The following is a 17533-nucleotide window of genomic DNA, read 5'->3' as shown; positions in this document are numbered from 1 at the left end:
AAAGGCGTCCCGGAAGCGGCACGGACCCCACCGGAGTGGTTGTCGACCCGGCGGTTGACCGATGGACTGGCCGGAGCAACTGCCGCCTCCCTAGGATGTGTTGTCGGCGAGGTGATCTCCTCGGCCGGCCCTGTGACTGGGGGAAACGATGGAGCCTGGAAAGCAGCTGTCCACGTCGATCGATGCCACGATTCCGACGGCCGCGCGCATGTACGACTACTATCTCGGCGGCAAGGACAACTACGCCTCCGACCGAGCCGCCTGCGAGGAGCTGGACAAGGTCGTCCCCAGCACCCGCGCCCTCGCGCTGAACAACCGCCGCTTCCTGCAGCGGGTGGTGCGGACGCTGGCCGAGGACTACGGCATCCGGCAGTTCCTCGACCACGGTTCAGGCCTGCCCACCCAGAACAACGTCCACCAGGTCGCGCAGGCCGTCGACCCGTCCTCGCGCGTGGTCTACGTCGACAACGACCCGATGGTCCTGGTCCACGGCCGCGCCCTGCTGGAGCAGAACGAGAACACGGCCGTCATCCACGCCGACATGCGCGAGACCGACGCCATCTTCGCCCACGCCGACACCCAGCGCCTGATCGACTTCTCGCAGCCGGTGGCCGTGCTGTTCAACTCGGTGTTCCACTGCATCCCGGACAGCGACACCGACGGCCCGCTCGCCGTGGCCCGCCGGGTGCGCGAACGGCTCGCGCCCGGCAGCTACATGGTGATGTGCCAGCTGGTCAGCGAGGACGCCGAGGTCCGCAAGTTCGTCACCGACTTCATGGACCAGGCGACCCAGGGGCACTGGGGCCGGGTGCGCGAGCCGAAGGACGTGGCGGAGTTCTTCGAGGCTCTGGAGATCCTCGAACCCGGTCTGGTGGAGGTCTCCACCTGGCGCCCCGACACCGAGGTGGCACCGCGCCAGCTCACCCAGGAGTGGATCGAGTTCGGCGGCGTGGGCCGACTCCGCTAGGCCGTGCGGACACGGCCCAGGGAGTCTCACCTCGGGGAGTACCGCTCCGCCGTCTCGCGCAGCCGCACCAGGGACTCGCGCGGGTTGAGCGCCTCGTCGCCCAGACGGTCCAGGGCGAGGCGGTACTCCTCGGTCTCGTCGCGGTCCTCCAGGAAGGCCGCGCTCTTGATGTGCTCCAGATAGACGATGTCGGGCAGATCGGCGCCGCCGAACCGGAGATAGGTGATCGGCATCGCGGGCGCGGAAGCGTTGGTCACGTCCAGAGGCACGATCTGGACGGTCACATGGGGCCGCTGGGCCATCTCCACGAGATGCTCCAGCTGCGCCCGCATCACCTCACGGCTGCCCAGGACACGCAGCAGCACCGACTCGTCGACGATCGCCCACAGCTGCGGCGCCTCCGGCCGGTGCAGCAGCTCCCGTCGGCGCATCCGCAGCTCCACGCGCCGCTGCACCTCACGTCCCGGCGCCGTCGGCAGCCCGCGCTCCACGACGGCCCGGGTGTAGTCCTCGGTCTGCAACAGGCCGGGAATGTACTGGAGTTCAAAGGTACGGATGGCCGTGGCCGCCTCCTGCAGCCCGACCAGCCGGTCGAACCACTCCGGCATCAGCCGCTTGTCATAGCGCTGCCACCAACCGGGCTCACCGGCGCGCCGCAGCAACTGGAGCAGCACCGAGGCCTCGTACTCCGCGGCCCCGTACTTCTCCAGCAGGGCGCGGATGTCGGCCTCCGTGGGCGGCCGACGGCCCTTGCCCGCCTCGATGCGCGACAGCTTCGCCGGGCTGAACCCCACGGCACGCGCCGCCTGGTCCTGGGAGAGGCCCGCGTCCTCGCGGATACCCGCCAGCTGGACGCCGACCAGCATCTTCAGCAGGGTCGGCGCGGGTTCGGTCCGGTTCAGATACGGCTCGAGGCGGGAGATGCGAGGTGACTCGGCGGACATCCTGACTCCCCGTAGACCGGCATACGACAGACAGCATTATCGCATCCCGCCGCCTCGCGCCGCCGGAACGGCGAGAAGTGGGGAGCTCAACTTCCGCTTCGTGACGGCGTTTCGCTCCCCGCCGGCCTTCCGTTCCCGGGCGGAGGACCCGTCTCACCCGAAGGTGGGACGAGGTGGTCGAACCGGTTCAGACGAGATGGTCGAACTCCCCCTCCTTCGCCCCCGCCAGGAACGCGGTGATCTCGGCCGGGGTGTACACGAGGGCCGGCCCGTCGGGGTCGCGGGAGTTGCGCATCGCGATGCTGCCGTCGCCCAGGGAGGCCACCTCGACGCAGTTGCCCTCGGCATTGCTGTGCCGGCTCTTGATCCAGCGGACGCCCAACGAGCTCGCCGGTACGCCGTTCGGTGCTGTTGGCACTGCACTCTCCTTGCTCACGTTCCGCCACGCGTGCGCCCCGACGCCCTCCGGGCCCGGACCGCACCACGTGCTCTCCGTCGACACCGCTCGCGCAATTTCCCGTGAAATTGCACGGAGGCGCCGTCGGCGTGGATAATAGTCCGCGGCGTCAACGGCAGTGCGGACGCCTCGCCTTGACCGTGTATCAGGGAGACGTTGTGTCCTTACCTGCGTACGAAGGGCTCCGACTGCCCGGCAGCGCTGCGTCCCCCGCGGGGTTGGCAGGGCCGCCCGGAGCACACCCCGGCGCCCCGGCCCGAGCCCGGCTCACCAGGCCCGAACCCCCACGCACCTCGCCCCGCTCCGCCGCCCTGCGCCTCGTCGGCGCCGAACAGGGCTGCGGCCAGGCCCGCGACTTCGTCCGTCGCACCCTTGCCGACTGGTCGTTGGACCACTGCGGCGCGGACGCCCTCACGGTGGTCGCCGAACTGCTGGCCAACGCGGTGCTGCACGCCGCACCGCACGCCGCATCGCACTCCACGGCCCGCCCCTCGTCCGGCGTCGAGGCCGAGATCTGGCTGAAGCTCAGCCTCCGCCGCCCGGCCCACCTCGTCTGCGCGGTCGCCGACCCGAGCGACAACCTCCCGGTCTACCCGCACACCAGCGACCCCTTCGACGAGCACGGGCGCGGGCTGCGCATCATCGACGCCCTGTCCGAGCACTGGGGCTGGACCCGATGCCAGCCCGCGGGCAAAACGGTCTGGGCGATGCTCCGAACCGACCGGCAGGACTGACCCGGCATCCACCACGGCACTGCATCCGCAAATGTGCCGCAGGGGGCGAACATTTGGGCAAGTGCCCGAACAGGCCGCCATATTTTGGGCAACCCGGCCGCCGGTGTAACACGGTCGCGAGAGCGTGGCGCAGGACTAGGTAAAGGAAGAAGCGGGTCGCCCCCCAGAGCCCATATTCGGCTCCTCGGGGGATAACAAATCCGACCCGGCCCGACTGAGTCCGACTCAGTCCGAACCAGCCCGCCCAGCCACGCGTCAGATCGGATTTCTCGTGAACACCGACCCGGTATCCGGATACCAGCCGTACGACCAGCCCATGGGCCCCGACCGCTCCCGGCGCAACCAGGACGCAGGCCGGAGAGCCGCCCTCACCATCTGCACGATCGCCGACGTCTCGGCCGGTCTGCTCGGCCTCTGGATCGTGTTGTACCTGCTCGACGCGAACCAGGCGAACGTGTTCGTGGAGTTCGTGCACGGCGCGGCGAACTGGCTCGGTGGATGGGCACAGGACATTTTCACGATGGACACGGAAGGTCTACGCGTAATCCTCAATTACGGCCTCCCGGCCGCCCTTTACCTGCTCCTGGGGCACGGAATTGCCGCCCGCCTCAACCGGGCCTGACGGCATCACCCACCAGAAGGACCGGCGCTATGAAACGCACTCCCACCAAAGACGATCACCTGCCGATTTATGAAGACCTCGTGCGCGAACGAGGAGACGCCGTGGCGGAAGCGCAGATAGCGGCCGCACACACCCAGCACCAGGCAGCGGAGCTGCTGACCGAGGGAGAGACACCCCACCGGCACCAGCAGCCGGCACACGATCAGCGGGCCCGCTTCCAGTGAGCCGACGCGCGTACTCGTGGACGAGGCGGCCGACGGCCGGCCTGCTCGTCGAGTACGTCCGCAGACAACGAGAGAGGGCGGGAGCCAGTGAGACCGACTCTCGCCCTCTTCTGCTGCCGGCATCCGCCTAGTACTCCAGCCGTAGATCGTGATCTCGATGGTGAGGGGCGCCGAGGCGACAGTCGGACAGCGTCGACCATCTGGCCGAGACCGCCCACGCCGTCGGCTCCTTCTCCCTCTACCCGATTTCACCGAGAGGGAGGGCGTCCCTTATCTCGCTGAGCTTCGCCGTCGTCGCCGGGGTCTGCTCCTGCGCTTGTTCAGTGAGTCGGAGGGCATCGTCAATCTCGCTGAGCTTCGCCGAGGGCAGGACGGCCGCCCGCTCTATCAGGTCGTCCCGTGACACAGTGGTCAGCCACGTGCAAGGGGTGAAGCCTGGACGCGGGAACGCGAGCCGCAGCACGCCTTCGAACGGTACTCCTTCACCGGCGCCCACCATCACTTCGATGCCCAGACCGCTGATGTCGACGCCCGCCGGAGCGACGACCTGCATCACCCGGATCCCGGACGCGTCGTCTCCCGACAGCAGTACGACCAACCTCCGCTCGTCGAACTGGACCCACCAGACTTCGCCACGTTGCACAAGTCCTCCAGACACAGGACGGCGGACAGACGCTGCGCGAGCCTGACGCGGTGTGGAGACGGGTTCGGCCACCGTTGATCATCGGTGTGTGAAGCCTGGAGATCACGCAGTGGCCGCAGTTCACAGCGTAAACCCTGCCCACTGGCAGGAGGCGTTCGAGGGCCTGATGAGCCGGATAGCGGGACGGTTCACGCGGGTCGAATCCCGGCGCCGAGCCCGGAAGTTGGTACTCGGCCTGCTGTCGGACCTGCCGCGCAAGAACTGCTGGACCATCGCCGAGTGGGCCGGGGACAGGACCCCGGACGGCATGCAGCACCTGCTCGGGCGGGCCAAGTGGGACGCCGACCAGGTCCGCGACGACGTGGTGGAGCATCTGCACGACGACGAGGCGGTGCTGGTGGTCGACGAGACCGGCGACGTGAAGAAGAGCACCGACACTGTCGGTGTCCAGCGCCAGTACACCGGCACCGCCGGACGCGTCGAGAACAGCCAGGTAGCCGTTTACCTCGCCTACTCGACTCCGCGAGGGCACGCGGCGATCGACCGGGAACTCTAGGTTCCGCGTTCCTGGACCACCTCCGACCCCGACCGCTGCCGGGCCGCCGGACTCGGTGACAAGACGGAGTTCGCGACCAAGCCAGAGCCGGCCGCCCGCATGGTCACCCGATTCCTGGACGCCGGCCACCGGGCCGCCTGGGTCGCGGGAGACGAGGTCCACGGCGGCAACCCGAGGCTGCGCGCCCCGCTGGAGGAACGCGGCACCGGCTACGTCCTAGCGTGGCCTGCTCGCACGAAGTCACCACAGGCGCCGGGAAGTTCCGCGCGGACACGCTGGCCAGGAAGGTGCCCAAGAGGACCTGGCAGAAGCTGTCCGCAGGGGTCGCAGCCAAGGGCCACCGCTTCTACGACTGGGCCGTCATCGACCTCACCGACCCCCGGCCCGGGAGCCGGCAGTTGCTGATCCAACGCGTCTTTGACCCTGTCCACCGGCTTGGCTGGTCCGACTGGTGACGCCGCCACCAGGCCCGATCCCAGACCAGCCACTACCGACGACAAGCCGCTCAAGCATGAAGATCACGATCTACGGCTGGAGTACTAGGCGATCACCTCCGTGGTGGCGACACACCTGAGCGGTGGCGCTGGAATCCAATGGACGGCAAGTGGTACTCATATCCGCTTGGGTCCTACATGCTCATCGAGATTGAGGTGCTCTCCACGCGCCCACCGACATCTTTCGAACTTGAACACACCTACGAACTGCCTCAGATCTTCAAGGTGGTGTCGTCGGCCTATGAGGGGTTGAAAGCGCGATGGCCTCATGCAGTCTGGAGCGCGCGAACGGGTGAGTGGCGGAGCGTGAAGACGGGCGCGACGGTCCAGCCGAGTCCACCGCAGGGAAGCCCGTCGGCAGGCCTTCCGCAACAGGCCCTCCAGAGAATTGAAAGAGTGCGCCAATTCGAGGCTAGGGGTCACATCAGTCGCGACGAGGCAGCAAGGCTGATCCTCGCCATCATTGAGGAGTACACCTCGTGCTGTGACCGCACAAGTTCGCAGGGTGCGGTCTTGGCAGCTGGAAGCGCGGGTGACATCCGATCCAACCGCTGGAGTGAGGCTTCTTGACGGGCGGCTCCCCCAGCTGGCGTATCCGGGCAGGCATACCGGCGGGGCGGGCCCGAGTTTGGATTCATGCATAGGCCCAGAGTGGTCGTGGAACCACCGGACAGTCGTGGCCTGCGGAAGGTCCGTATGGGGGGCGAGGTGGTGGGCGCGGCCTGGTCCCTACGCGATCTTCGGAAGATCCTCGTCCGCAATGGCTTCCCACAGGACGTGAGCCTCAAGGATCGTGCGCTTATTTCCTGGCGCGAGGTGGGCAGCGAGGGCTGGCCCGACCGCACGCGCAAGAGACGCGCGACCGCTGTAGTCATGACGGCGGGATTGATCGGGTCGGCGGTCGTCCTCGTGGTCATTGGCAGCGAGGATGCCTTCGGCGCGCTGACCTTCGCGTCGCAGGTAAGCGGCTTCCTCCTCTTCCTCGCGGGCCTCGCCCAGCTCTTGGCCGCCTGCGCTGTGCAGGACTACTGGGGCAGGCGGACGGTGCGGTACTCCGGGCTGATGGTTTTGGTCGGCGCTTTCATTGCGCTACTGGTCCATTCCATGCTTGTGGCCCTCTGGTTCCAGAAGATGGAGTTCACGCCCTGGGCCTTCAGCTATATGCCACTGTGGGTATGGTCCCTGTGGGCAACGTGGATCGTCGTTCGGGAGAAGGCCTGGCATGGCACCCCGCACCCCAGACAGGTCACTGCGGGGGTGTTGGCTACTGCCCTGATTGCCGGCGCGAACTTCGCGTACTCGGCCGCGTATCAGCCGTACGCGACGGCTCCCCAAATCACGCTCAGCGCCAAGTTCGGCAAGCCGCAACTGGACCCCAGCGAGCCGGTAATCCGTATTCCGGTGACGTTCTCCCTGCAGAACAGCGGAAAGGTGTCCACTGTGATCCTCGGTAGCGTGTTCCGGGTGCACGGCAGGACATCGGACCCCGAGACCGGCAAGAAGGGACTGGATGGGGTCAGGGAGGACGTGGACTCGTACACGGACAGTGAGCTCTATGCTGGCTTGCCGAAGCGGCGTCTGATCATGACTGGGATGATCACCGATCCCGGAGACTGGTTCGACCCAGGGACGGGGCAAGTCAAGGAAGTAATCGTACAAGTCCCAAAGGCAGCCGCCTACGAGAGTCTGGAGGTCTATGGGGACGTCACCCTGTTCAGAAAAGACCGGGGTAGGATTAACGACGCTTTCCTGTCTCCCCGGTACTCCTGGGTGAAGGGGAAAACGGACATCTTCGAGTGTCCACCGAAGGAATGCGGTGACTACGTCCTGTATATGGGCGCACTGACCCACAACAACCACATCATCAACGTGACACGGAGACAGCGCTACGTATTCGCGGCCCGATATCTTGGCGAAAACTCGGACATGCTCGCGTTTATTTCCCCGCTCAATGCCCAGGGGAAGGTGTCCTATGAGTTCGAACCCGACGAGGCATACGGAGTGGCAACCGTCCCTACCGGAACCGTCATCCCATACGCCACCGTCCTGAAAACTGCCCTCTAATGCTGTGATCGCGTAGGTTCGCCAGGTTCGGGTCTGGCTGCGGTTTTGAGAGGGCGTCCGCCCCAGCGAATGCCCTTCTCGCTGCGGATGCGGGCGCGTTCCTTACGTTCGGCGACCAGGACGTCGCGGTGGCACGGGCCGAACTCGTCGAAGGCGAAGCCCCGGTCCGGGAAGCGGTCCAGCACTTCTTCGATGCGGTCCAGCTTCGCCTCACGTTCCGGGTCCGGGGACTCCTTCCATGTCTTGGTGTGCTGGAAGGTGACGCCACGGCGGGCGAGCAGGCAGCGTAAGGCTTCGCGGCCGATGCGGATGGCCTGGCCGTGGACTTTCCAGAGGTAGGCGACAAGTTTGCGCAGTGACCAGCGGGTGAAGGGCTGGCCGAGCTTGGCAGGTCGGGTGGTGGCCGTCTGGATGACGAAGTCCTCGTTGTCATGGCTGAGCAGGCGGGGACGGCCTCCCGCCCGCTGAGGGTCCAGGCAGGCCAGGCCGATCTCGTTAAACCGATGGATGACGTCCCGGACAGTGTCCTCGTCGGCCTGCACCAGCTGCGCGATCACCGGGACCCCTATTGCCGCCAGCCGACGCCAGCAGCATCATCGCGCGCCGGCAGCGCACCGAACTGCTGCCGCGGCGCACGGTCTGCTGCAGCCGCTGCCCCTCCTGATCGGTCAGCCTGCGCACACGGACAGGCTCAGCCACTGTGCCTCCAGCGGTCGGATCGGACGTCACCGCACATCCAACCGCCACGACCACCAACCCGGCGAACCTACGCGGTCACAGCACTAGGCCCTAGAGATACGCGCGAACACGGGACCAGATTCCGGCCTTGGCGCGGCTTGCGCATGGTCGGCAGGCGGGAAGGTGGTCCAGCCCAACTGCCATCCGCGCCGCTGAAGATCCCTCTCGGTCGCCAACAGCATGGGACCCCGCCATCTTCTGGCGCTCTCGTGTGGGGGCGTGGGGTATCACGGCGGGTCTTAACACGCGCCCACACATAGGGCGGACCGCTGTACAGGGTGTGTCGGAGGTGTGTCGCGACCACTGAGAGACAACGAGAGAGGGCGGGAGTCAGTGAGACTGACTCCCGCCCTTTTCTGCTGGCATCCGCCCTGGTCAGGTCTCGTTTCAACTTTCTGACCGGCGAGTGCCCCCGGCAGGATTCGAACCTGCGCACACGGCTCCGGAGGGCACGCCGTGCACGTTGCTGTTCAGCCATCTGACCTGCAAGAACGCCGCTGCATGGGCTCGGGGGAGGGGCGTTCACTCACCACTCACTCGGAGAGACTCGGCGGAGCCCTACCGGCTCGGTACGTGGCCTGCGTGACTCGTTCGACCCTCAACTTTGAGCCCCTTGGCTAGAAGAGCGCTCTACCAGCCACTGTTTTGCCCGGTCACCCTGTCAATAGCGGCTAGCACGACAACTGTCTGAGTGTGGGGAGCGCTTGGGGGTGGCTGGTGGCCTACGTTCCTATTCTGAAGGGGAAGGCAGGGGAGTTTCTGGCGCTGGGACACGTCGCAGCGGAGGTGCAGGCGCAACTCCGCCCAGTGATGGAGATCGTGCCGGACTTGGAGCTTCGGGACTTGCTAGAGACCTTCTGCGAGCACGCGATGGAGAACGTGCCAAACGGCATGGTCCTCACAGTTGACGGCGGCGCGTTGCCCCCAGTCCGCGTGCTCAGAGGGGATACGGGCGGGCCCATGGTGAGGGTTGGCGAGTCTCTGTGGCTCCGTGGCGTTGCCATGTGCCCAGTCTTCAGGTCTTCCGACACTGACGAAGTGTTGGCAGAGGTGGCAGCGGTATCCGCAGACCACCAGCGGGGAGCCTGCTTGCGCGTATCTACGGCGGAGGACCTCGGCGATTCGCTCCCATGCGGAGAGCGGATCCGGGATCTGCTTCGAGCAGTGCGACTGGCCCCAGACGAAGTTGATCTGTTGATTGATGCCGGTCCAGTGCACTCGGAACGGGCCGGGTCAGCCCTGGCTGATGCAACCACTGAAGCTCTGAAGCGCCTCTCGCTGTGGCCGTGGAGGCGACTCTGCGTGGCGGCCGGCGCCTTCCCCGTCAACCTGACGGGCTTCCGGCGAGGGGGATCAACGCCAGTAGTGAGGGAAGACGCACGCTTGTGGCAGGCAGTCGTCCAGAAGTGGTCAGGGCGGGAACCTGAATTCGGGGACTTCGGCGTGACCTACCCCCGCATGCTGCCCAAGAGCCGTGGGACCCCAGACCCCAACATGCGTTACACCACGGCGGCCGAGTGGCAGGTTTTCGTCTATCCGCGCGTCAAGCCGGGCAACGACGACTTCTTCACTCTCAGTCAAGACCTAGTTAATTCGCCGCACTGGCCTGTCACGGGAGCCGCCACATCCTGGGGTGACGCACGTCTTCAGGAATGCGCCCAGCGGAAGCGACCGAAGGCGGGCGGGGGGACCGAGTGGCGCGCCTGGGCCACGTCGCACCATCTAGCCGTCGTAACGTCCCAGCTGGCAATGACTGGTCGTCCCTAAGGGCTGTCCCGCAAGTGATCTTGATTGCGACATCTCGGATTGTGGTTGGTGTGATCACGGCACCGGAGCCGTGCTGGAGTCCGTGCACCGGGGCGAGCCCGCGCGCCTTCGGCAACCGGCTCACGCCGACCTGGGTGGTCAGCCGGTGAAGGACTCGGGGCCGAAACGGCCCCACGCCAGGAAGAGGGCCAGAGCGAGGTAGACCAGGTCGCCCGCGATCGTGACTCTCTCGCCACGGCGGAGGCGCATGGTCAGCGCGCCGGCGAACAGCAGCACCAGTCCGGTGGCGGCCAGCGGTACCAGGACCGGTGCGATGTCGAGCGCGGCGGGCAGGATCAGGCCCGCCGCGGCCAGGAGCTCGATGGCGCCGATGATTTTGAGGGCACCGGGGCGGAAGTCCTCGACCCATCGGGTGGCGGTGCCGCCCATGGCGGCCAGCTTCTCCTTGGGCACGAACATTTTGGAGCTGCCGGTCAAGCAGACGGCGGCCATCAGTCCGGCGATGATCCAGAGTGCGAGGTTCACAGCAGCTCCTTGATCGAGGATTACCTGCTTCCCCTGGGACGAGACAGCGCCCCCGCATGTGACATCTCCGAACATCCGAGTTCGGGGAGACGTGGATCACACGCGTCCGTGTCACAGGGCGTCGGGCTGTCTCGTCCCAGGGGGTGTAGCCACCGACGAGCACGGAGGAGCACACCATGGACGCGCGACTGAACTACTTCGCCAGCCCGACCGCCGCAAAAGCCCTCAAGCACCTCATGTCGGCGGGCAAGACGCTCAAGGACTCGCCGCTGGCGGCCGCGACACAGGAACTCGTGGCCCTGCGCGTGAGCCAGATCAACGGCTGCGCCGTCTGCATCGACATGCACACCAAGGAGGCCGCCGCGGCCGGCGAGAACTCGGTGCGGCTGAACCTGGTGACGGCGTGGCGGGAGGCCACGGTCTTCACAGAGGCCGAGCGTGCCGCGCTGGAGCTGGCGGAGCAGGGGACCCGGGTTGCGGACGCGGCCGGCGGGGTCAGCGACGAGGTCTGGGCGCGTGCCGCGAAGCACTTCGACGAGGAGCAGCTCACTGCCCTGGTGGTCCTGGTCTCTTTCATGAACACGGCGAACCGGCTGAACATCATCGCCCAGCAGCCGGCCGGCGACTACGAGGTCGGGCAGTTCCACTGATTTGGCCATCGATGAGCCGCCCGGGGCACTGTCACCCCGGGCGCGGGGGTGTTGCACAGCCCCGTTGACGGACCGCAAGATCACCAGAACTGGCCCGCGCCGGGAGATACGGCCGGGCGGGAAGACCTCAAGGGGGATGCGGCGTGAACAAGGTCGACGAGTTCGAGGAGCTGCGGCCACTGCTTTTCTCGATCGCTTACCGGATTCTGGGCAGCGTGAGCGAGGCCGAGGACGCGGTGCAGGAGACATGGCTGCGCTTCGATGGCTCGACGACCCTTCCCACGTCGGTCAAGGCGTTTCTGTCCGCCACGGTGACGCGGATCTCGATCGACGTGCTGCGCTCCGCGCGGGTGCGGCGGGAGGAGTACGTGGGCCCGTGGTTCCCCGAGCCACTGCTGAGTGATCCGTATCAGGATCCGGCGCGCTCGGCGGAGCTGGCCGACTCGGTGTCGATGGCGGCGCTGCTGCTTCTGGAGCGGCTGAGCCCGCTGGAGCGGTCGGTGTTCGTGCTGCGGGAGGTGTTCGGTTTCGGGTTCGACGACGTCGCCTCGGCGGTGGGGCGTTCGGAGGCTGCGTGCCGGCAGCTGCTGGTACGGGCGCGGCGGCACATGGAGGCCGGGCGGCCGCGGTTCGAAGCGGACCGTCAGGAGCGGCAGGAGCTGGCGACGCGGTTCTTCGACGCCCTCCGCGAAGGCGATGTCGCCGGCCTGCGGGATCTGCTGGCCGCCGACGTGCAGATGGTCGGGGACGGCGGCGGCAAGGCCCCGCAGCTGGCCAGGGCCGTCATCGGCGCCGAGAGCGTGGCCCGGCTGCTGGCCTCCGTTTTCCCGCTGCTGGCCCGGATCGACGTGACGTTCGAGCCGCACGAGGTCAACGGCCAGCCCGGCGCCATTTTCCGAGACAGGGACGGCAAGGTCCTCCATGCCCTGGCCCTCGACGTGCTCGACGGGCAGATCCAGACCATCCGCTCGGTGATCAACCCCGACAAGCTCGGCCACCTCGGACCGGTGGCCGACGCCTGGGCCATCGACGGCGAGGTGAAACAAGCCCGCCGGCAGATGAAGTGACCCCGGGACCGGCCGTGGGCCGGCTCGTTCGCCTATCCGGTGACGTTGAGGTTATGCAGGCGGGCGATGCCGCGCATCGCGTGGTGCACGCCGTCGCCGCGGAGGCGGCAGTCACGCAAGATCTTCCAGGTCTTCATGCGCGCGAAGACGTGCTCGACGCGGGCCCGGACCTGTTTGTGGCTTTTGTTGTGTGCCTGCTTCCAGCCGGGGAGTTCTTCGCCCGCGCTGGTGCGGCGGTGAGGGATGATCAGTCCCGTTCCGCGGTAGCCGCCGTCGGCGATCGTTACGGTCTTCCCGACGGCGTCCTTCGCGCCGGACTCGGCCCAGGCACGGCAGTCGTTGCGGTTGCCCGGCAGTGGCCGGCCGATCACGACCACCAGCCGGGTGTCGGCGTCGACGCCCACCTGATGGTTCGTCGAATACCGATAGTTCTTTGACTGCTCGGCCACGCTGTGATCGCGGGTCGGCACCAGGGTGCCGTCCACGATCAGCACGGCGTTCGCGCGAAATCGGCACCGCGGCGGGAGCGCGAGCTTCGGTCCGAGGTGGTCGATGACCCGGCCCGCCGCCGACTTCGACACCCCCGAACAACGGCGCCAGCTGCCTCAGTGTCAGGTTGGTGCGCCAGTAAGCGGCCACCAGCAGCACCCGGTCCTGAAGAGGGAGCTTCCAGGCCGACCACGGCCCGGCGCGTCGGCACCCTCTCGGCGCAGCTGAGTCACCAACTTGCCGAAGGTGCGCGGGCTCAGCCCGGTGAACGGGGCTATCCAAGACGGCTCCGACGCCGTGATCACACCAGCCACAGCCCAAGACCATCGCGCATCAAGATCACTTACGGGACAGCCCTTAGGTCCGCGGAACCGAGGGCGGCGACTCGTGGCCTTCTTTGCTTGCCAGCTCTATGCCGCCATGCGGCCGGCCGAAGTGGTTGGGCTGCGCGAGGAAGACTGCTACCTCCCCGAGATGGGATGGGGCACTCTCACCCTGCGAGAGACACGCCCTGTGTCCGGCAAGAAGTGGACTGACTCAGGGAAGCGCCACGACAAGCGGGGCTTGAAAGCCCGCGAGGTCAACTCGGATAGACCTGTGCCCGCACCGCCCTTGCTGGTTGAGATCCTTCGTGCGCACATTAAGGAGTTCGGCCGGGCCAAGGATGGCCGGATCTTCCAGAACGAGCGCGGCGACGTGCTAGGTACCTTTAGTTACTGGCGGGTCTGGCAGGAGGCCCGGCCGATCGGGCTCCCACCGGACAAGGTGACTTCCCTGCTCGGGCGGCGGCCGTACGACCTGCGGCATACCTGCATCACGAACTGGCTGAACGCAGGGGTTCCGGTAGCCGAGGTGGCCCGCCGTGCGGGCAACTCTCCCGAGGTCATCCATCGCCGATATGAGGGATGCATCGACGGCCACGAGGAGCTGAATAATAGGAAGATCGAGAGGGCGATGGGCTGGGGAGAAGACGACTAAGGTCGACTGTAAATTTACGTACTCAAGTCATGCAGGGTCGGGGAAACAGAAAGCGCGACCGGAAATTGCTCAAGATGCACCTAAGGGGAACGCAATGAAAGTCCCCGGATCTTTATCGATAGATTTCGATCCGGGGATTTACGCGCGTTGCGCGACTAGCGGTACACGCTAATTCAGCGGAAGTTATTCTGAATTTCGACCGGCATTGTCGCCGCGGCTCTGCCAATTACAGATTGTCAATACCGTCGCTGTTCCGACCCCTGCAATCGCAGCTGCGGCCGACGTCTGTTCTGCACCAAGAACCCCCGCGAACACGAGCACGCAGAGAACTCCTGCCACAGCCAACACGCTGATGACCAGCAGATTCCGGTGTCGAGTCGGCCAAGGCGGTTGGACTGGCGACGGTTCGCCTGGGCTTTCGTGGCCATCCATCGTAGAATGAGACATGGAGAGGGCTTTCCCTTCTAGGGAGCTGTGATAAGCCACTCCGGGCGGCCTCCTGTTACAGCAGGGGGCCGCCATTTTTCATTCAGGCGACCTAGGCCATCCGGGTGACCCGGTGGCTTCCATGGTGTACCCGAGAGCCCTCTCAGGCAAACCTATGCTCAGGGTCGTGGAAAACCACTCCTTGCCCCGCACAGCGGCCTTCTTTGACCTGGACAAGACGGTCATTGCGAAGTCGAGCACGCTCACGTTCAGTAAGTCGTTCTATCAAGGCGGACGGATCAACCGCAGGGCCGCCTTGCGTACCGCCTATGCCCAGTTCGTCGTCATGGTCGGCGGCATGGACCACGATTAGATGGAGCGCACCCGCGAGTACCTGTCCGCACTGTGTCACCTGCTGGAACGTCCAGCAGGTGAAGGAAATCGTCGCCGAGACCCTGCACGACCCGATCATCTACGACGAGGCCGCGTCCCTCATCGAGGAGCACCACACGGCCGGGCGCGACGTCGTGATCGTGTCCACGTCGGGTGCCGAGGTGGTCGAGCCGATCGGTGAGCTACTCGGCGCCGACCGCGTGGTGGCCACGCGCATGGTCGTGGGCGACGACGGCTGCTTCACCGGGGAGGTGGAGTACTACGCCTACGGGCCGACGAAGGCCGAGGCGGTCAAGGAGCTGGCCGCGTCCGAGGGGTACGACCTGCCGCGCTGTTACGCCTACAGCGACTCGGCGACCGATCTGCCGATGCTGGAGTCCGTCGGGCACTTGCACGCGGCGAATCCGGACCGCGCACTGCGCCGCGAAGCGGTCGCGCCCGCACGTGGCCGAGAGCGCAGCCAGGCCACTTCCTGAACCTGGAGTTCAAAGGAGTCAACGGCCCGCGAGACCAAGTGCATACGAAAGGATCACTGTTGGTGTACCTGCCTCTTGAGGCGGGTGGAACTCACTCGCTGCTCACTCGCGATCAGTGCGTGACAACGACAAAGAACCGGACCCAGTAGGACTAGGTCCGGCTCTTGATGTCTGGCACTTTGGCTGGTCAGCGGGTTGATCGCGCTGTTCCGGCTTCTGTGCCCCCGGCAGGATTCGAACCTGCGCACACGGCTCCGGAGGCCGTTGCTCTATCCCCTGAGCTACGGGGGCGTGTCGGGCGCCTTGCTCGGCGGCGACGGGTAGAACCCTACCAGCTCTTGGGTGGTGTTCATGAACGGGTTTCCGGGGCCGTGGCACCGGGCGTGACCTGGGGTGGCTCCCCCGCAGGGGGCGGAAGTGGGGAAAAGCCGGACGCGGTGGCCGGTCCCGACCTACTCTCGAGTTGTGTCAGGCGCGTCGGGCCGGGTGCTTGTTGTGGACGACAACAAGGTCATCCGGCAGCTGATCAGGGTCAATCTCGAGCTGGAGGGGTTCGAGGTGGTGACCGCGGCCGATGGTGCCGAGTGTCTGGAAGTCGTTCATCAGGTACGCCCCGATGTGATCACCCTGGACGTGGTCATGCCCCGCCTCGACGGACTGCGTACCGCCGCGCGCCTGCGCGCCGACCCTAGTACCCGCGACCTTCCCCTCGCCATCGTCAGCGCCTGCACCCAGTACGAGGTCGACACCGGCGTCGATGTCGGTGTCGACGCCTTCCTCGCCAAGCCCTTCGAGCCCGCCGAACTCGTCAGCCTCGTACGGCGATTGAGCGAGCGGAACCCGAACGGGGTACGGAGCGCGGAACGCGGCGGCGAGCGCGAAGGCGGGGGAGAGGGCAGCGGCGCGGACAGCGCGGCGGACAGGGGCAGCGACAGGGATCGGGACAGGGATCGGGGCAGGGGCACGGACGCTGCCGTCGTCGGGGGTGTCCTCGGTGCGGCCGGAGAGGCCGCCGGCCGCACCGGCGGCTGACACCGCACCGCATCCCCAGCACCCCGTGCCGTCCACATCCCGGGACCCGCCCAAACCCGTTCGCATACCCACCCCCCTCCTCCCCTACGCTTGTCCCGTGACCCCCGTCGAGCTCTCCCGTACCGTGCTGCGCGCGGTGCGTCGTGCTGTCGACGAGGGGGAGCTGCGCGTCACCGTGCCGGAGCGTGCCGTGGTCACCGCTCCCGGGCCCGGTGGCTGTGGCGACTACGCCACCAACATCGCCCTCCAGCTCGCCCGCCCGGCCGGAGAACCGTCGCTGCGTGTCGCGGAGATCCTGCGACCGCACCTGGCCGACGCGGACGGCGTCGCCGACGTCGTCGTCACCGGTCCCGGTTTCATCAACATCAGCCTGCTGGACACCGCGCCCGCGGCTCTGGTCGAGGAGATCATGCGGCGCGGAACCCGGTACGGGTTCGCCGACGGACCTCACGGGGATCACACGGATCACACGGATCACACGCCTCAAGGACCTCAGGGATCTCACGGACCTCGCGGAACCAACGGGCCTCACGGGCCTGACCGGTACCTCGGGCCTGACCGGTACCTCGGGCCTGACCCGCTCTACGGCCAGATTCGTCAGCTGCACTGCGCCCACGAGATCCGTGCCGTCGTCGTCATGGACGCCGTCGCCCGTCTTCTGCGCTCTCAGGGCGCCCTCGTCCGCACCAGCTGCGAGGCCCGGCCCGAGGCGGAATGGGAGGCCGTCCTCGGCGTGCGCGTCGATGTTCACGGCACGGCTGAATCCCCGGCTCCCCTGGAAGTCGGCGTACGGCCCGTGCCGGCGCCTGCCGACCCCCTCCCGCTCGGCCGCGACGCCGCCCGCTGGGCCCTGCTGTACCCCGCCGGTCACGACCGGCCCCGTATCAGCGACGATCACCTCGTCCAGCGCGAGGGCAACCCCCTCTTCCGCGTCCGGTACGCCCACGCCCGCACCCGGGCCCTCAGCCGCAACGCCGCCGACCTGGGGTTCGACGCCGAACCCGGGGACGTACGGCATGAAGTCGTCGCCCTGCTCGCGGATCATCCCCGTGTCCTGGCCCAGGCGGCTGCCCACCGCGCTCCCGACCGTCTCGCCCGGCATCTCGTCACCGTCGCCGATGCCGTGCTGGCGCTCGTGCCCGCCGTCCTTCCCCGCGGTGCGGAGAAACCCTCGGCCACCCACCGCGCCCGGCTCGCGCTCGCCGAAGCCGCCGGGACGGTGCTGGCCGGTGGCCTGTCCCTGCTCGGCATCGACGCACCCGATCACCTCTGAGAGAGCACACGCCA

General features: G+C 67.0%; 16 protein-coding genes, 1 tRNA gene and 4 pseudogenes. 14 read left to right on the top strand and 7 right to left on the bottom strand.

All coding sequences use genetic code 11. The features are described 5' to 3' along the window. Positions 1 to 148: 148 nt before the first annotated feature. Positions 149 to 967, top strand: a complete 819-nt coding sequence (locus ADK36_RS22890) for an SAM-dependent methyltransferase (RefSeq protein WP_048582960.1) — start codon at positions 149 to 151, stop codon at positions 965 to 967. A gap of 26 nt (positions 968 to 993) precedes the next feature. Here the strand turns inward: ADK36_RS22890 and ADK36_RS22885 are convergent, their stop codons facing one another. Together ADK36_RS22885 and ADK36_RS22880 are read right to left on the bottom strand one after the other, a co-directional pair. Continuing rightward, positions 994 to 1911 carry a helix-turn-helix domain-containing protein gene (locus ADK36_RS22885; RefSeq protein WP_048582959.1) on the bottom strand — a complete coding sequence of 306 codons (918 nt, stop codon included), beginning with the start codon at positions 1909 to 1911 and terminating at the stop codon, positions 994 to 996. A 187-nt stretch (positions 1912 to 2098) separates the two neighbouring features. Further along, positions 2099 to 2329 carry a DUF397 domain-containing protein gene (locus ADK36_RS22880; RefSeq protein ID WP_048582958.1) on the bottom strand — a complete coding sequence of 77 codons (231 nt, stop codon included), beginning with the start codon at positions 2327 to 2329 and terminating at the stop codon, positions 2099 to 2101. A 197-nt stretch (positions 2330 to 2526) separates the two neighbouring features. On the opposite strand from ADK36_RS22880, the gene ADK36_RS22875 reads away from it, so the two are divergent. From ADK36_RS22875 to ADK36_RS50990, 3 genes are all read left to right on the top strand, one after another. Further along, positions 2527 to 3102: an ATP-binding protein gene (locus ADK36_RS22875; protein WP_234329834.1), complete on the top strand. Its 576-nt coding sequence runs from the start codon at positions 2527 to 2529 to the stop codon at positions 3100 to 3102. A 316-nt stretch (positions 3103 to 3418) separates the two neighbouring features. Then, entirely contained in the window at positions 3419 to 3724 is a 306-nt protein-coding gene (locus tag ADK36_RS22870; RefSeq protein ID WP_048582974.1) for a hypothetical protein, read from the top strand. 101 nt (positions 3725 to 3825) lie between these two features. Then, positions 3826 to 3948: a hypothetical protein gene (locus ADK36_RS50990; protein WP_267887414.1), complete on the top strand. Its 123-nt coding sequence runs from the start codon at positions 3826 to 3828 to the stop codon at positions 3946 to 3948. 238 nt (positions 3949 to 4186) lie between these two features. Here the strand turns inward: ADK36_RS50990 and ADK36_RS22865 are convergent, their stop codons facing one another. Further along, positions 4187 to 4591: a growth inhibitor PemK gene (locus ADK36_RS22865; RefSeq protein WP_048582957.1), complete on the bottom strand. Its 405-nt coding sequence runs from the start codon at positions 4589 to 4591 to the stop codon at positions 4187 to 4189. 166 nt (positions 4592 to 4757) lie between these two features. Between ADK36_RS22865 and ADK36_RS22860 the strand changes: the two are divergent. The 3 genes and pseudogenes from ADK36_RS22860 to ADK36_RS22855 form a co-directional block, all read left to right on the top strand. Then, positions 4758 to 5420 (top strand): annotated as a pseudogene (locus ADK36_RS22860) (IS701 family transposase); the annotation flags it as partial. 14 nt (positions 5421 to 5434) lie between these two features. Next, a complete protein-coding gene (locus ADK36_RS50295) occupies positions 5435 to 5602 on the top strand; it encodes a hypothetical protein (RefSeq protein WP_234329835.1) in 168 nt (55 codons plus the stop codon). Between the two features lie 735 nt (positions 5603 to 6337). Continuing rightward, positions 6338 to 7705, top strand: coding sequence for a hypothetical protein (locus ADK36_RS22855; RefSeq protein WP_053198778.1), 1368 nt, complete (start codon positions 6338 to 6340; stop codon positions 7703 to 7705). Positions 7706 to 7839: 134 nt separating this feature from the next. Here ADK36_RS22855 and ADK36_RS22850 read toward each other — a convergent pair. Continuing rightward, a pseudogene (locus ADK36_RS22850) lies at positions 7840 to 8404 on the bottom strand (helix-turn-helix domain-containing protein); the annotation flags it as partial. A gap of 732 nt (positions 8405 to 9136) precedes the next feature. On the opposite strand from ADK36_RS22850, the gene ADK36_RS46490 reads away from it, so the two are divergent. Then, the gene (locus ADK36_RS46490) at positions 9137 to 10210 is read left to right on the top strand and encodes a beta family protein (RefSeq protein WP_338060788.1); all 1074 of its coding nucleotides are present in this window, start codon (positions 9137 to 9139) and stop codon (positions 10208 to 10210) included. 138 nt (positions 10211 to 10348) lie between these two features. Here ADK36_RS46490 and ADK36_RS22845 read toward each other — a convergent pair whose 3' ends face one another. Next, positions 10349 to 10735 carry a DoxX family protein gene (locus ADK36_RS22845; protein ID WP_048582955.1) on the bottom strand — a complete coding sequence of 129 codons (387 nt, stop codon included), beginning with the start codon at positions 10733 to 10735 and terminating at the stop codon, positions 10349 to 10351. Between the two features lie 176 nt (positions 10736 to 10911). Here ADK36_RS22845 and ADK36_RS22840 point away from each other — a divergent pair, with 176 nt between their 5' ends. Both ADK36_RS22840 and ADK36_RS22835 read left to right on the top strand, forming a co-directional pair. Next, positions 10912 to 11385: a carboxymuconolactone decarboxylase family protein gene (locus ADK36_RS22840; RefSeq protein WP_048582954.1), complete on the top strand. Its 474-nt coding sequence runs from the start codon at positions 10912 to 10914 to the stop codon at positions 11383 to 11385. Between the two features lie 143 nt (positions 11386 to 11528). Continuing rightward, on the top strand, positions 11529 to 12452 hold the full coding sequence (locus ADK36_RS22835) for an RNA polymerase sigma-70 factor (protein WP_048582953.1): 924 nt from the start codon (positions 11529 to 11531) through the stop codon (positions 12450 to 12452). Positions 12453 to 12484: 32 nt separating this feature from the next. Here ADK36_RS22835 and ADK36_RS22830 read toward each other — a convergent pair. Next, positions 12485 to 13255 (bottom strand): annotated as a pseudogene (locus ADK36_RS22830) (transposase). 106 nt (positions 13256 to 13361) lie between these two features. On the opposite strand from ADK36_RS22830, the gene ADK36_RS22825 reads away from it, so the two are divergent. Beyond that, a complete protein-coding gene (locus tag ADK36_RS22825) occupies positions 13362 to 13919 on the top strand; it encodes a tyrosine-type recombinase/integrase (RefSeq protein WP_425315500.1) in 558 nt (185 codons plus the stop codon). A gap of 601 nt (positions 13920 to 14520) precedes the next feature. After that, a pseudogene (locus tag ADK36_RS22820) lies at positions 14521 to 15175 on the top strand (HAD family hydrolase); the annotation flags it as partial. A 258-nt stretch (positions 15176 to 15433) separates the two neighbouring features. Here the strand turns inward: ADK36_RS22820 and ADK36_RS22815 are convergent. Continuing rightward, positions 15434 to 15505, bottom strand: a tRNA-Arg gene (locus ADK36_RS22815). A 204-nt stretch (positions 15506 to 15709) separates the two neighbouring features. Here ADK36_RS22815 and ADK36_RS22810 point away from each other — a divergent pair. Continuing rightward, on the top strand, positions 15710 to 16246 hold the full coding sequence (locus ADK36_RS22810) for a response regulator (protein ID WP_053198776.1): 537 nt from the start codon (positions 15710 to 15712) through the stop codon (positions 16244 to 16246). Between the two features lie 97 nt (positions 16247 to 16343). Continuing rightward, on the top strand, positions 16344 to 17519 hold the full coding sequence (gene nrtL, locus ADK36_RS22805; RefSeq protein WP_053198774.1) for an ArgS-related anticodon-binding protein NrtL: 1176 nt from the start codon (positions 16344 to 16346) through the stop codon (positions 17517 to 17519). The last annotated feature ends 14 nt before the right edge of the window (positions 17520 to 17533 follow it).

It is taken from the genome of Streptomyces viridochromogenes, assembly GCF_001270495.1.
GTDB classification, from domain to species: Bacteria; Actinomycetota; Actinomycetes; order Streptomycetales; family Streptomycetaceae; genus Streptomyces; species Streptomyces viridochromogenes_A.
Note: the sequence above shows the minus strand (reverse complement) of the source record. Positions and strands in the feature narration are given on the sequence as shown.